The 13628-nt window shown below is 74.1% G+C and carries 15 protein-coding genes; 6 read left to right on the forward strand and 9 right to left on the reverse strand.

Going from position 1 to position 13628, the window contains the following annotated elements; genetic code table 11:
• Positions 1–72: 72 nt before the first annotated feature.
• Complete coding sequence (locus tag OHA91_RS34225; protein WP_328740642.1) at positions 73–2811, forward strand: DNRLRE domain-containing protein; 2739 nt, start codon at positions 73–75, stop codon at positions 2809–2811.
• A 72-nt stretch (positions 2812–2883) separates the two neighbouring features.
• On the opposite strand, the gene OHA91_RS34230 is transcribed toward OHA91_RS34225, so the two are convergent.
• Positions 2884–3294 (reverse strand): DUF3224 domain-containing protein, encoded by a 411-nt coding sequence (locus tag OHA91_RS34230; RefSeq protein WP_266504152.1) that lies wholly within the window; start codon positions 3292–3294, stop codon positions 2884–2886.
• Between the two features lie 100 nt (positions 3295–3394).
• On the opposite strand from OHA91_RS34230, the gene OHA91_RS34235 reads away from it, so the two are divergent.
• Positions 3395–4360 (forward strand): helix-turn-helix transcriptional regulator, encoded by a 966-nt coding sequence (locus tag OHA91_RS34235; protein ID WP_031157188.1) that lies wholly within the window; start codon positions 3395–3397, stop codon positions 4358–4360.
• Here OHA91_RS34235 and OHA91_RS34240 read toward each other — a convergent pair.
• The gene (locus tag OHA91_RS34240) at positions 4351–4884 is read right to left on the reverse strand and encodes a GNAT family N-acetyltransferase (protein ID WP_031157190.1); all 534 of its coding nucleotides are present in this window, start codon (positions 4882–4884) and stop codon (positions 4351–4353) included. The two genes, OHA91_RS34235 and OHA91_RS34240, sit on opposite strands and share 10 nt — an antisense overlap.
• 412 nt (positions 4885–5296) lie before the next feature.
• The gene (locus tag OHA91_RS34245; protein WP_031157192.1) at positions 5297–5752 is read right to left on the reverse strand and encodes a hypothetical protein; all 456 of its coding nucleotides are present in this window, start codon (positions 5750–5752) and stop codon (positions 5297–5299) included.
• A gap of 90 nt (positions 5753–5842) precedes the next feature.
• Between OHA91_RS34245 and OHA91_RS34250 the strand changes: the two genes are divergently transcribed.
• On the forward strand, positions 5843–6160 hold the full coding sequence (locus tag OHA91_RS34250) for a hypothetical protein (protein WP_037633792.1): 318 nt from the start codon (positions 5843–5845) through the stop codon (positions 6158–6160).
• Positions 6161–6170: 10 nt separating this feature from the next.
• Here OHA91_RS34250 and OHA91_RS34255 read toward each other — a convergent pair whose 3' ends face one another.
• Positions 6171–6620 (reverse strand): hypothetical protein, encoded by a 450-nt coding sequence (locus OHA91_RS34255; RefSeq protein ID WP_031157196.1) that lies wholly within the window; start codon positions 6618–6620, stop codon positions 6171–6173.
• A gap of 198 nt (positions 6621–6818) precedes the next feature.
• On the opposite strand from OHA91_RS34255, the gene OHA91_RS34260 reads away from it, so the two are divergent.
• Both OHA91_RS34260 and OHA91_RS34265 read left to right on the forward strand, forming a co-directional pair.
• The gene (locus OHA91_RS34260; RefSeq protein WP_328740643.1) at positions 6819–8126 is read left to right on the forward strand and encodes an MFS transporter; all 1308 of its coding nucleotides are present in this window, start codon (positions 6819–6821) and stop codon (positions 8124–8126) included.
• Positions 8127–8443: 317 nt separating this feature from the next.
• Positions 8444–9232: a peptidoglycan-binding protein gene (locus OHA91_RS34265; RefSeq protein ID WP_031157202.1), complete on the forward strand. Its 789-nt coding sequence runs from the start codon at positions 8444–8446 to the stop codon at positions 9230–9232.
• A 15-nt stretch (positions 9233–9247) separates the two neighbouring features.
• Here the strand turns inward: OHA91_RS34265 and OHA91_RS34270 are convergent, their stop codons facing one another.
• Positions 9248–9991 carry an SDR family NAD(P)-dependent oxidoreductase gene (locus tag OHA91_RS34270; protein ID WP_031157204.1) on the reverse strand — a complete coding sequence of 248 codons (744 nt, stop codon included), beginning with the start codon at positions 9989–9991 and terminating at the stop codon, positions 9248–9250.
• Positions 9992–10194: 203 nt separating this feature from the next.
• On the opposite strand from OHA91_RS34270, the gene OHA91_RS34275 reads away from it, so the two are divergent.
• The gene (locus tag OHA91_RS34275) at positions 10195–11271 is read left to right on the forward strand and encodes an RNA ligase (ATP) (RefSeq protein WP_328740644.1); all 1077 of its coding nucleotides are present in this window, start codon (positions 10195–10197) and stop codon (positions 11269–11271) included.
• Between the two features lie 16 nt (positions 11272–11287).
• On the opposite strand, the gene OHA91_RS34280 is transcribed toward OHA91_RS34275, so the two are convergent.
• The 4 genes from OHA91_RS34280 to OHA91_RS34295 form a co-directional block, all read right to left on the reverse strand.
• The gene (locus tag OHA91_RS34280) at positions 11288–11563 is read right to left on the reverse strand and encodes a hypothetical protein (protein ID WP_328740645.1); all 276 of its coding nucleotides are present in this window, start codon (positions 11561–11563) and stop codon (positions 11288–11290) included.
• A 157-nt stretch (positions 11564–11720) separates the two neighbouring features.
• Positions 11721–12143: a DUF732 domain-containing protein gene (locus OHA91_RS34285; RefSeq protein ID WP_328740646.1), complete on the reverse strand. Its 423-nt coding sequence runs from the start codon at positions 12141–12143 to the stop codon at positions 11721–11723.
• 105 nt (positions 12144–12248) lie between these two features.
• A complete protein-coding gene (locus OHA91_RS34290; RefSeq protein WP_037633797.1) occupies positions 12249–12470 on the reverse strand; it encodes a hypothetical protein in 222 nt (73 codons plus the stop codon).
• A 56-nt stretch (positions 12471–12526) separates the two neighbouring features.
• A complete protein-coding gene (locus OHA91_RS34295; RefSeq protein WP_266504170.1) occupies positions 12527–13507 on the reverse strand; it encodes a TerC family protein in 981 nt (326 codons plus the stop codon).
• Between the last annotated feature and the right edge of the window lie 121 nt (positions 13508–13628).

Genomic DNA, 13628 nt, shown 5'->3' on the forward strand with positions numbered 1-13628 from the left:
TGTTCGGCGGTTTCCGGCCATGCCTCACCAGTGGCGCCTTCCGGCCGCACCGCACACTCAACTGGGGGGTTCATGCGCAGATCCCGTAGGCCGGCGGTCTCTCTCGCCCTGTCCTTGTCCCTGACCGCAACCGGAGCGGGGCTGGGCCTCGTCCTCGCCCCGCAGGCGGCCGCCATCACGCCGCCCGTCGCCTTCACCGCCGACGCACTGTCCACCTGGCAGCCCAACGGCATCGTATGGGCCCTCGCCGAGGCCGGCGGACAGGTATTCGCCGGCGGCACCTTCTCCAGCGTGCGCCCGCCCGCGGGCGGCGCCGGCAGCGAACAACAGGCCGTGAACTTCGTGGCACTGGACGCCGCGACGGGCGCGCCGACCTCCTGCAAACTCTCCTTCACCGTGGCCTCCGGCACCGCGACGGTCCGTGCGCTCGCCCTCTCACCGGACAAGACGACCCTCTACGCCGGCGGGTACTTCGGCGCGGTGAACGGCACCGCCGTCTCCAGCCTCGCCGCGATCGACGTGGCGAGCTGCACGGTGAAGACCGCCTTCCGCCCGGCCTTCGCGGCCACCGTCCGCGCCCTCGCCGTCACCGGCGACACGGTCTACGCGGGCGGCGACTTCCTCACCGTCGCGGGCCAGCCCCGCCAGCGCTTCGCCGCCGTCGGCGCCGCCGACGGAGCCCTCAAGCCCTTCACCGCCGACGCCGACGAGCCCGGACGCGCCGTCGAGGTCACCCCGGACGGCGAGAACGTGGTCCTCGGCGGGGACTTCTTCACTGTCAACGGTACGAACACCCACGCGCTGGCCGTCGTCGACGCGGCGAGCGGCGCGCTCACCAAGTCGTACCCCGGCTTCATCGAGACCAACTCCGTCGTCAAGGACATCGCGACCGACGCCACCGGCTTCTACACCGCCAACGAGGGCACGGGCGGCGGCGTCTTCGACGGCCGGATCGCGCTCGACCTGCCGGGCTTCGGCCAGCGCTGGCGCGACACCTGCCTGGGCGCAACCCAGGCCGTCCTGCCCCACCAGAACGTCCTCTACAGCGCCTCGCACGCGCACGACTGCGCCGGCGTCGGGGAGTTCCCCGACGGCCAGCGCCACCACCTGCTCGCCCAGCCGACCACCGGCATCGGCAAGCTGGGCTGGTCCCCCGACACCAACGACGGCATCGGCGAGGGCATCGGCCCGCGCGTGATGGCGGTCGGTTCGAAGAACGGGGTGCAGTACCTGTGGGTCGGCGGTGAGTTCACCACCGTCAACGGCGCGGCGCAGCAGAGCCTGACACGGTTCGCCTCCACCGGCGACACCGGCGCACCCACCGTTCCCGTGGCGAGTGCGGCGAGCTTCAAGCCGGGCGAGGTCCAGGTGCGCTGGCGCACCAGCCTCGACCTCGACGACAGCGCGCTGACCTACCGGGTCTACCGCAACGGCGCGGCCGCACCCGTCGCCACGGTCGCTGCCGACTCGCTCTTCTTCAAGCGCCCGCAGGTCTCCTGGACCGACACCACCGTCGCGGCGGGCCAGTCGTACACCTACCGGGTGACGGCCACCGACGCTGCCGGCAACACCAGCGCCCTGTCCGCCACGGCGAGCGTGACCGTCCCCACGGCCCCCGAGAGCTACCCGAACCAGGTCCGCGCCGACGGGGCCCAGCTCTACTGGCGCTACGACGACGCGATCCTGCCCTATGCCGCCGACTCCTCGGCCGGCGGCAACCAGAACGGCGTGCACATGAACGCGCCCGCCCTGCGGCAGACGCCGGGCGCGGTCTCCGGCGCGAGCACGGCGATCGGCTTCAACGGCACGGACTCCCGGATCTACGCGGACAGGCGGCAGACGGTGGGCAGCGCGTACACCGTCGAGACCTGGTTCAAGACGGGCACCACCCGCGGCGGCAAACTCTTCGGTTTCGGCAGCAACCAGGACCGCGGCAGCTACCAGTACGACAAGCACATCTACATGACCAATGATGGCCGGGTGGTGTTCGGCGCCTACACCGGGGTCACCCGCACCATCGCCACCACCGGCGCGTACAACGACAACCAGTGGCACCACGTCGTCGCGACCCAGGGCCCCGGCGGCATGACCCTCTACGTGGACGGCGTCCAGCGGGGCACCCTGGCCGTCACCACGCACGAGAACTACTCCGGCTACTGGCACGCGGGAGGCGACAGCCTCGGCGGCTGGCCCGACCGCCCGACCAGCGAACTGTGGGCGGGACAGCTCGACGAGAGCGCCGTCTACCCGACCGTCCTGAGCGCGGCGCAGGTGCAGAACCACTACGCCCTGGCCACCGCCCCGGCCGACTCGGCGGTCCAGGTCACCGCCGCGGAGGACACCTACGCCAACGCGGGCGCACCCGCGACCAACTACGGCACCTCCTCCTCGCTCGCGGTGCGCGGCACCTCCTTCTACGCGAGCTACCTGCGCTTCGACCTGCCGGCCGCGCCCGCGGGCACGGTGCTGAAGTCGGCCGTGCTCAGCGTGAAGACGAGCACGATGAGCGGCGCCGGCACCACGGACACCGTCTCGGTCGTCCCGGTCACCGGCGGGTGGAGCGAGGGAGGGACGACGTACAACAACCGTCCCGCCCTGGGCGGTCCGGCCCTCGGGGCCTACCCGGGGATCCCGGACGGCTCGGCGGTGCACACCGCCACCCTGACGACGGGATCCGTCGCGGGGGCGCTCGGCGGCAGCATCGGCCTGGCGCTGAGCAGCTCCGGCACGGACGCCCTGTGGCTGTGGTCCTCCGAGGCCCAGGCCAACGAGGGCACGCCGCAGCTCACGCTCACCTTCGGCGCGCCGTGACCTGAGGCCGACCCGGAGCCGGGGGGCGCGGACCACACCGGTCCGCGCCCCCCGGCACGTCCGGGCGCGGGGTCAGGACAGGGCGTACGTGAAGGCGTACTCCACGGAGGTGTCGCCGTGGCGGTAGGTGAAGCCGCCGGACCCCGTGAGGCCCACGAGGTCCCCCGTGCCGGAGCCGGGGACCACCTCGAAACGGCAGACGGTGCCGCCCGCGTCGAAGGTGCCGCGCTCCTCCAGTACGAAGCTGCCCTTGCGGCCGTCCACGCTGCCCGACAGCAGCTCCATCCCGCTGTAACTCCCGGTGTTCTCGCCGGTGTAGGCGATCGTGTAGTCACAGCTGGTGCCGACGGCCTCGACGCCGCCGGTGAAGGTGTTGGCGACGTGGGCCCGGGCGAGCCGAGGGGGCGCGTCCATTGCTCCGACGGGGGTCTCCTCCCAGTCGGCGAAGGTGAAGCGGCCACGGGTTTCTACGGGCGTGGGCATGGGGTCCTCCCGGCCGGCCGGACGGTCCCTCCGCCCGGCGTTCCCCCAGGCTGGCAGCCGTACCTGACACCTTCTGTCAGGTACGGCGACAATGGCTGCCATGCGCGCAGACCGGCTCCTCTCCCTGCTTCTGCTGCTCCAGAACCGCGGCCGGACGACCGCCCCCGAACTCGCCGCCGAGCTGGAGGTGTCCGTGCGCACGGTCTACCGCGACATCGACGCCCTCGGAGCCTCGGGCGTCCCCGTCCTCGCCGACCGGGGCCCCGCGGGCGGCTACCGGCTGGCGGACGGCTACCGCACGCGCCTCACCGGCCTCACCGACGCCCAGGCCGGCTCGCTCTTCCTGGCCGGCGTCCCCGGACCGGCTCAGGACCTCGGGCTGGGCGCCGACCTGGCCGCCGCCCAGCTCAAGCTCCAGGCCGCGCTGCCCGCCCAGCTCGCCGGACGGGCCCGGCAGGTCCAGGAGCGCTTCCACCTCGACGCGACCGCCTGGTTCCGCGACGCCGACCCCGTGCCGCACCTCGCGCGGATCGCCCAGGCCGTCTGGGACCAGCGCGTCCTGCACGCCCACTACCGCCGCTGGCGCGGCGAGGTACGGCGCGAACTCCACCCGCTGGGCCTCGTCCTCAAGGGCGGCATCTGGTACCTGGTCGCCGGGGTAGGCGACGACGCCGTACGGACCTACCGCGTCGCCCGGTTCCTCGCGGTGGACACCGCCGAGGACGGCTTCGAACGCCCCGCCGGCTTCGAACTCGCCGCGTACTGGCAGGACTCCACCGACCGCCTCGAGGCAGCCCTGCGCCGGCGGACCGCGCAGCTGCGGCTCTCCCCGCGCGGCCGACAGCTGCTGCCGATGCAGTTCGGGGCGGCGGGCACCCGGGCGCTCGCCGACGCCGGCCCGCCCGACGCGGACGGCTGGGTCCGGATCAGCCTCGCCGTGGAGTCGGAGGCCGTCGCCGTCGGCGACCTCCTGCGCCTGGGCACGGAGGCCGAGGTGCTCGGCCCGCCCGAACTGCGCCGCGCCCTCGCCGAAACGGTGACCGCCCTCGCCGACCGCTACGCGTGAGCGCCGGGCCGGGTGCCGGGGGACTGCCAGCGGACCTCGCCGTCCTGGCGCTGTCCGGTAGGGCGGAGTCCGCAGGCCCGCGCGACCGCCGCCGACGCGGCGTGGTCCGGATGGACGTGGGCGACGAGACGGTCGACGGGGAGCCGCTCCAGCCAGGCCGCGAGCGCGCGGGCGGCCTCCGAGGCGAAGCCCCTGCCCTGCCAGGGGACACCGACGACCCAGGCCAGCTCGGCGAGGCCGTGCGCCGGGGTGATCGTGGCCTGGACGGTGCCCACCAGCCTCCCCGTCCCGCGCAGCCGCAGCACCCAGTTGGCCCAGACGACCGCCGGGTCGGGGGAGCCCGCGGCGAGCCGCTCGCAACGGTCGCGCAGCGCGTCCGGTGACAGGGGCACGCCGCCGGTGAAGGCGTGCAGGGCCGGATCGGCGAGGACGAGGCTCATCTCGTCGGCGTGCTCCGGCAGCAGCGGGAGCAGCTCCAGGCGGGCGGTGGCGAGGGCGACCGGCCGGACCGGTGGCCGGCGCACCTTCGCGGCCGCCCCCGGCCGGGGCACGTCGTCCACGGCCAGACAGATGCCCAGCACCCGGTCGTGCCCGGTCCAGCCGTTGACGCGGCCGTGGTTGTTGCTGATCTGCACCCGCCGGCGCGGTACGTCCACCGCCGACACGAGGTGCAGGTAGACCGTGCCCGCCACACGGGCCAGGACGATGTCGCCCACCTCGACCAGGGCCGGGTCCGCCGGCGCGACCCGCACCTTCTGCCGGCTGTGCACCAGCGGCACCATCGACCCGCCGGTCGGCCGGAATTCCACGGTTTCGCCGCGGCCGATGCGGTCCGCCTGCGTGTCGAGCATGCCCATCGGGCAAGTCTCGCCGCGCGCACGGCTCTCCGGCCACCGGATTACGTCCCGGCCGGTGCTGGCGTCCCGGCCGGTGCGGTCAGCGCGGGGGCTCCACCTCCAGGAAACGGCGCCGGCGAGGGCCCCGGTAGAGCAGACACACCCACCCCAGCTCCTCCAGCACCGCCGCGCAGGCCGTCAGGCGCTCCCGCTCCTCCTCGGCCGCGCCACCGCCCGGCGGGCCGACCCAGGTCACCTCGACCCGTTCCGGCCCGGACCCGGCGGCCACCCGGTAGCCCGTCCGCGTACGGCGCCCCTCCGCGTCCAGCGCCGACGGCGTGATCCCCGCCGCCTCCAGTACGAGGGCCACCGCGCGCGGCAACTGCCGTACCTCCCACGGCGCGGGAACCCCCGCGCCCGCGGGGCCGCCCACCAGACGGCGGATCTGCAGCAGCCCCTCGTAGGCCGTGCGCAGCTCGGCTTCCCGCCGCCCGGGCGGCGCGGCCGCACCGTCGCCGGTCGCCGGTTCGAAGCCCCGCCCCGGATCCGTCACCACACCACCACCCACCCGTCTGAGTACCTCACGCCCAACGGCCTGAGTATCCGCCCCGATTCCCCGGAGCGCCGCCACTGGTCGAATGGGGCCATGAACGACGACGCCCCGCGCAGCGAGACCGTCCGCCCGCGCATGCAGCACGTGACCACCGCCGGCTCGGCCCTGGCCGTGGCGCTGGTCCCGCTCGTGGTCGGCGTCCTGTTCGCCAAGGCGATGGCCGCCGACCCGATGACCCCGGTCAACGCCCTCATCGCGGGCGGCGGACAGCGGGCCGCTCTGCCGCGGGGCGAGTGGAAGCGGCGCGGCCACAGCACCCTGCACCGGCTGCGCACCGCCCGGCGCGACACGGCCCGCCGCTGCGCCCGGGCCCGCGGCCTCCGTCCCCGGAGCCGCGTCCACACCGGCTGAGGTCAGCGGGTCAGCGGTCGTACTGCCGCAGGCACAGGTCGACGATGGACGGCGGTACGACGCCGTCGGCGGCCGCGCACAGCTCGTCCAGGCGGGGCGGCGGGGCCGGCCGGCGGCGCGGGTGCGCGGTCGCCGCCCCGGGCACCCGCGTCCGCCGGGGCGGGGCCGCCTGCTTCGCGCGCGGCCGCCCACGGGGCGGGGCCGGGACGGCAGCCCGGTCCCGGTCCGGGTCCGCGGCCGGTCCCCGGGCGGTGTCCGGGGACGCCCCGGGCGGGACTGTCGCGGGCAGTTCTCCCAGCGGCATGGCCGGCGGCGCGGCCCGCCCGGGCGCGTCGGCCGACGGCGCGGACCCCCGTACGGGAGACGGAACCGCAGCCGGGTCCTGCGGGCCGACGGAGACACAGCCGGCGCTCGCCAGGAGCGCGACGAGGGAGAGGGGCAGGGCCCGGCGTAACTGCATCCGACCACCTTGCCGTACGGCCCGGCGCGTTCCGCTCACCGCCTCACGCGTCCGGGTGACAGCGGGCGGCGGAGGGAACGGACGGGGCGTGTGGGAGATTGGCACGCACGCACGCACGGGCGGCGGGGGAGGCGCGACCTCCGACGTCCCGTGCCGTCGAATACTGCCCGCCGATCGACCCGTACGGAGCACCGATCCATGACAGCAGCCGCCGCGCCCGGCAGTCCCGCGCCGTCCCCCGAGCCCGGTGGGTCCCCCGAGCCCGGTGGGTCCTCCGAACCCGGTGGGTCCTCCGCGTCCGCGCCACCCCCCGCCGCAGGGTCCATACCCGGCCGGGCGGGTTCCGGCCCCGCCCCCTGGAAGGGCTGGGCGGCCGTCTGCGCCGTCGCCCTCGGCATCTTCTGCCTGATCACCTCCGAACTGCTGCCCGTCGGGCTGCTCACCCCCGTCGGGGCCGACCTCGGGGTGTCCGACGGGACCGCCGGGCTGATGGTCACCGTGCCCGGGCTGGTGGCCGGGTTCTGCGCGCCGCTGGTCACCGTCGCAGCCGGCCGCCTGGACCGGCGGCTCGTCCTGTGCGTGCTCATCGCGCTGACGGCCGCCGCCAACCTCGCCGCCGCCCTCGCCCCGGGCTTCGCCGTCGTACTGGCGGCGCGCCTGCTCGTAGGAGTCGGCGTCGGCGGCTTCTGGGCCATCGCCGGGGGACTCGCGGTCCGGCTCGTTCCCGAGCGCCACGTCGGCCGGGCCACCGCCCTCGTCTTCGGGGGCGTGCCCACCGCCTCCGTGCTCGGCGTCCCCGCCGGAACCCTGCTCGGCGAACTCGGGGGCTGGCGCACCGCCTTCGCCGCGGTCGGCGTCCTCGGCCTCGTCACGCTGACCGCCCTGGTGGTCCTGCTGCCCCCGCTGCCACCGACCCGGCACATCGGCTTCCGCCAACTCACCGCCCTGCTCCGCGAGAACCGCGCGGTCCGCGCCGGAGTCCTCGTCACCTTCCTCGTGGTGACCGGGCAGTTCGCCGCCTACACCTTCGTCCGGCCGATCCTCCAGGACGTCTCCGGCGTCGACGCCGGGTTCGTCAGCACCCTCCTCCTCGGCTACGGCGTCGCGGGCGTCGCGGGCAACTTCCTGGCCGGGGCGCGAGACGCCTACCGGACGCTCCTCGTGATCAGCGCCGCCCTCTCCGTGATCCTCGCGCTCATCGCGGTCCTGCCGGGACCGGCCGCCGGGACCACCCTGCTGCTCGCCTGGGGACTCGCCTACGGAGGGGTCTCGGTGAGCGTGCAGGGCTGGATGATCAAGGCCGCCCCGGCCGCCACGGAGGCGGCGTCCTCGCTGATGGTGGCCATGTTCAACCTCGCCATAGCGGCCGGAGCGCTGTTCGGCGGCCTCGCGGTCGACGGCATCTCCGCACCTGCCGCCCCGCTCGGCGGAGCCGCCCTGATGCTCGTGGCCGCCGTCACCGTCTGGGCCACGGCGATCCGCCGCCGGCCCGACCGCCTCGGCTGACGGATCGCGCCCGACAGAACGGATGAACCGGAGCAGACCGGACATGGGGCTTGACCCGGCCCGGGCCGGAGGGCAAGAGTGCGCCCGATCAAGAACCACAGTTCGAGCCGCACCTCGGAGATACGCAGATGTCCATACCGGTTCGTTTCCTCCTCGCCCCGCCCGTGATCTGCGGTTCTCCGGCACCCGGCAGGCCCGGCGCCCACGGCGCCGACGCGGCCCAGGCTCCCGCCGCCCGGCGGCGCAGAGCCTGACCGGCCGGGTGGGGGCCGGCGCCGCACCGCCGCGCCGGCTCCCACCCCTGCCGGGAGACAGCCATGTCCCAGCACCTCGATGAGAACGGGCTCGCTCCCGACGACGCCCTGCTCGTACGCCCGTACGTCGCCCCCTCCGGCCCGTCGGCCCGGGCGGAGGCTCCCGCCTGGCCGCAGACCGGGCCGTTCGCCTTCCCCGGCCCCGCACACGGCCCCGCACACGGCGCAGCGCACGGCTCCGCATTCGGCCCGGACGCCGCAGTTCCGGCGCCGGAGGGCGTGCCCACCGCGGCTCCCGCGCCTGCCGCTCGCGGAGCCCGGGCATCCGCAGGCGCCGGCCGCCGCAGCCGGCTCCCGGTGGCCGTGGCCGGCCTGCTCGCGCTCGCCGCCGTCGGTGCCCTCGTGCTCCTGCTGACCGGCCCCGACCCGGAGCCGCCCCGGGCCGACCCGCCGGCCGACCTGTCCCTGCCGGCGCTCCCGGGCCGCAGCCCGGACGCCGGCACGCAGTCCCCCGGCCCGGCGGCGCCGTCCGCCCGGTCCGCCGAACCGTCGGCCACGGCCACCGGCGCGTCGGACGCGACGACGAGCCCGGTTACGAAACCGCCCGCCACACCGAGCGCGTCGGCCCCGAGGCCGTCGACCGCGTACGTGACCCTGCGCATGGGTGACAGCGGGCCCGAGGTGCGCGCCCTCCAGGAGATGCTCTACGGGCAGGGGTTCACGTACGTCTCCGTCACCGGCGTCTACGACGGCCAGACCAAGCGCGGTGTCGGCCAGCTCCAGCGCGACCGCTCCATCAAGGGCGACCCCCAGGGCGTCTACGGGCCGAACACCCAGGCGGCCATGCAGTAGCAGACGCCTCGTGCCTCAGCGGCCGCCCGCGACCCGCAGTACGGTGCCCGTCGTGTACGAGGCGTCCGGGGACAGCAGCCAGGAGACCGCCCCGGCGATCTCCTCGGGCCGGCCGGGCCGCCGCAGCGGCGTCTCGGCCCCGATGCGGGCCGGGCGGTCGGGGTCGCCCATCGCGGCGTGCATGTCGGTCTCGATGGTGCCGGGCGCCACGGCGTTGACCCGGATCCCGTCAGGGCCCAGCTCCTTCGCGAGCCCCACCGTCAGGGCGTCGGTGGCCGCCTTGGTCGCCGCGTAGTGCACGTACTCCCCGGGGCTGCCCAGGGTGGCCGCCGCCGAGGAGACGTTCACGATCGCCCCGCCTCCGGACTCCGCCATGTCGCGGGCGGCCCGGCGGCAGCACAGCAGGTACCCGAGGAGGTTGACCTCGACGACCCGGCGCAGGTCCTCGGTGCGGGCGTCGGCGAGCCGGCCCAGCGGTCCTGTCACCCCGGCGTTGTTGACCAGGCCCGTCACCGTGCCGAGTTCGGCGCCGGCGATGTCGAAGAGCCGCTCGACGCCGCATTCCTCCGAGGTGTCGACCTGTACGGTCACGCAGCGGGCCCCGGCGGCCCGTACGCGCCCGGCGACGGCCTCGGCCGACGCCTCGTCGCGGACGTAGCCCAGCACCAGGTCGTGCCCGTCGGCGGCCAGCCGCAGACAGGTCGCCGCACCGATGCCCCTGCTGCCGCCCGTGACGACGGTGACCGGACGACGTGACATGTGAGCCTCCTGCGGGACGCGGATCGTGGAGCTGGCGCGTGCGGGCGCCCTTCGCGTCGCACGGTGCGGCAGGCTAACACCGTGATAATCGCTGGACCAGCGAAAATGGCGGGACGGAAAGTGGCGTCACCGATGCGCCGCACGATCGCGCAGCCGCAATTGCGCGTGTCGGTCCCGTCCATGACGACCCGTTGGAGCCCTCCATGTCGACCTTGCGCGTCACAGCCGAAGAGCTGACCGTCCACGACCATCCGAACGCCGACGCGTTGGAGCTGGCCCAGGTGGGCCTCTACCGAGCGGTGATCGCCAAGGGCGCCTACCGCACCGGAGAGTTCGCGCTCTACATACCCGAACAGGCCGTGCTGCCCGCCGGCCTGATCGAGGAGCTCGGCCTCACCGGACGGCTCGCCGGCGGCTCCGCCGACCGGGTCAAGGCGGTCCGGCTGCGCGGCGAGCTCTCGCAGGGCCTGGTGTGCCGGCCCCGCGCCCTCGCCGACGTCGACCTCGCGCAGGCGGCCAAGGAGGGCACCGACTTCGCGGAGCTGCTCGGCATCACCAAATGGGCCCCGCCCATACCCACCACCATGAGCGGCGACGTCGAGGCCGCCGCCGACCTGATGCCGTGGGTGGACATCGAGAACCTGCAGCGCTATCCGCACATCTTCGAGCCCGGCGAGCCCGTCGTCCTCACCGAGAAGCTGCACGGAACGGCCAGCCTGTTCACGTACGTCGTCGAGGGCGGACGCTCCGTCGTCTCCTCGAAGGGCTTCGGCGCGAAGGGACTGGCCCTCAAGGAGGACGAGCGCAACCTCTACTGGCGCGCGGTGCGCGGCCACGGGGTGCCCGCCGTCGCCGAGGCCTTGGCCGAACGCCTCGGGGCGACCCGGGTCGGGATCTTCGGAGAGGTGTACGGGGCGGGCGTCCAGGACCTGGCGTACGGCACCGACGTACGCACCGCCGACACGCCGCCCGGATACGCCGTCTTCGACGTGTCCGCGGAGATCGACGGACAGGTCCGCTGGCTGGACCCGGCGGCCGTCCTCACGGACGGCGAACTGCCGCTGGTGCCGAGGCTCTACGAGGGCCCGTACGACCTGGACACGGTGCTGGAGCACGCGAGCGGCCGCGAGACGGTGTCCGGGCGGGCCGTGCACCTGCGGGAGGGCGTGGTCATCCGCCCGGCGGCCGAACGGTACAGCCCGGTCGTGGGCGGCCGTGCCATCGCCAAGGCGGTCAGCCCGGCCTACCTGACCCGCAAGGGCGGCACCGAGTACGAGTGATCACCCTCCAGTGTGATCAGATGCCTGCCGTCGATGCCCTGAGCAGGGCGCTCGAAAGCCCGGGGGAACCGCCCGTGCGGCCGTTGCCGCCGGCGGTGCCACCGCCGAGCTCCTCAGCGGCCCCGGCTCCGCACATGAGCCGGCGGGCCGGGAACTCCTGCTCGCGCACGGGTTTCCCGAGCACCCGGCCCGCTTCGCCGCCACCCGCGCCACCTGGCACGGGAGAGCCGTGAGCGTCGAGGAACTGCTGGTCGGCACCGCCGACAAGGTGTGGAAGGGCAAGCGCGTCCACGACCTGGAGGACCTCCTGGTGGGCCGTCTCGCCCTACTGCGCGGAACGGCTTCCGCCAGCACCGGCGACACGACGAGACCGTCGCCCTCCGCGATCCGCCCCGAGGCGGGCACCGCGGCCGTCCGGCCCGGCCCGCCGGGGGCGGTCTGCGGGCCCGTCAGTAGGTGGGGCAGATGTTGGCCTGGACCGTGGCGAGGATGAGTGCGCTCTTGGTCGGGCCGAAGCCGTTGGGGTGGTTGGGGCCGATGAAGCGCTGCTCGACCTGGGCGACGCGCTTGGTGGGGTCCTTCTCGTCCTTCATGGCGGTGCACTGGTCGCGGCCGCGGCTGATGGCCTGGTCGTCCTTGCCGTTGACGATCTCGGGGTCGATGCCGGTCAGCGTGGCGAGGTAGATGGCGCGCTTCTCGCCGGTGGGCGCGGGCGGGATCCCGGCGGCTTCCGTGGCGCCGGGGCCGGCGGGCGTCGTCGGCACGGTGGCGACCGGGGTGGGCTCGGCGTCGGCCTCGGGCTCGCTGGTGCAGCCGGCGAGGGCGAGGAGCGTGACGGCTGCCAGCAGGGTGGCGGCTTCATGTGTGCGCATCAGTACATGGTGGGCTCCGCGCAGGGCGGGGGAGTGGCCCGTGACGCAGCTGTGACGAGAGCGGGGGGTGCCGGGGAGGTGCGGGCTGCGCCGCCGGGCCGTGTCTCAGGGGGCGGTTCGGTCCTCGGTGAGCGCCTGCGCCTGCGGTTCCGGTCGGCCGGCGGGTGCGGCTTGGGGGCAGGCGGGGTTGGTGCAGGGGGCGTCGGCGTAGAGGGGGACATAGACGCCCATCGTCTTGTGCCGCTGGACCGTCGCGGGCAATTGCTGGTGGCAGCTGGGGCAAAGGTGTCCGGGGTGGGCTGCTGCGGGATGCTTTTCTCCGTCCATAAATCGACTTTACGTCCACTTTGCCCGGATTTGAAGCTTCCTTTTTGGTCGGGTGATCACACCCCGCGGGCCGGCCTGCCCTCGTCGGGCGGTGGCGGTGGCGGTGGCGGTGGCCGGAGCAGGCTGAGGGTGACCGACGCCGCGAGGACGACGACGATCACGGCGAGGCTCACCGGCGAGGGGATCTCGGGAATCGAGGGGCTGATCAGTTCGTGCGAGGCCTGCAGGACCAGCTTCACGCCGATGAACGCGAGGATCAGGGCGAGTCCCGTACTCAGGTAGTGGAAACGGTCGAGCATGCCGGCCAGCATGAAGTAGAGCGCCCGCAGCCCCAGGATGGCGAAGGCGTTGCTGCTGTAGACGATGAAGGCGTCACTGCTGACGGCGAGCACGGCGGGCACGCTGTCGACCGCGAAGACCAGGTCGGCCGCCTCGATCGCGGCCACCACGGCCAGCAGCGGCGTGGCGACGCGCCGGCCGGCCTCCTTCACGACGAACTTCGTCCCGACGTAGTCGTCGCTGACCGGGACGACCTTCCGCAGCAGCCGGACGACGAGGCTGCGCCCCGGGTCGAAGCTGTCGTCCTCCTCCTTGAGGATCTTGTACGTGCTGTAGAAGAGGATCGCGGCGAAGACGTACAGGACGGCCGTGAACCGGCTGACGACGGCCACTCCGGCGGCGAGGAACACGCCCCGGAACACCAGCGCGCCCAGCACCCCGAAGAACAGCACGCGGTGCTGGTAGGCCCGCGGGACCTTGAAATAGCCGAAGATCAGGGCGAAGACGAACAGGTTGTCGACCGACAGGCTCTTCTCCAGCAGCCACGCCGTCGTGTACTCCACACCGGCCTGCGTGCCCACGACGGCGAACACGAGGCCGCCGAAGGCCAGGGCCAGGCCGACCCACACCCCGCTCCACGCGGCCGCCTCGCGGAAGCCGATGACGTGCGCCTTCCGGTGTGCAAGGAGATCGACCGTCAGTGCCAGCAGGACGGTGACGGCGAAGACGATCCACAGCCAATAGGGCACGTCGTACACGGCGGACCCCCGCAGGACGGGCAGTAGGGCGGTGGCGCCCTTACGCGCGATTTTGCCGTAATTATACTTATTTGTCTTTTTGGGCGGGTGGATGCTCCCGCACCGTGTCGCGACCTCCTGG

The sequence above is a fragment of the Streptomyces erythrochromogenes genome (assembly GCF_036170895.1).
Lineage (GTDB): Bacteria > Actinomycetota > Actinomycetes > Streptomycetales > Streptomycetaceae > Streptomyces > Streptomyces erythrochromogenes.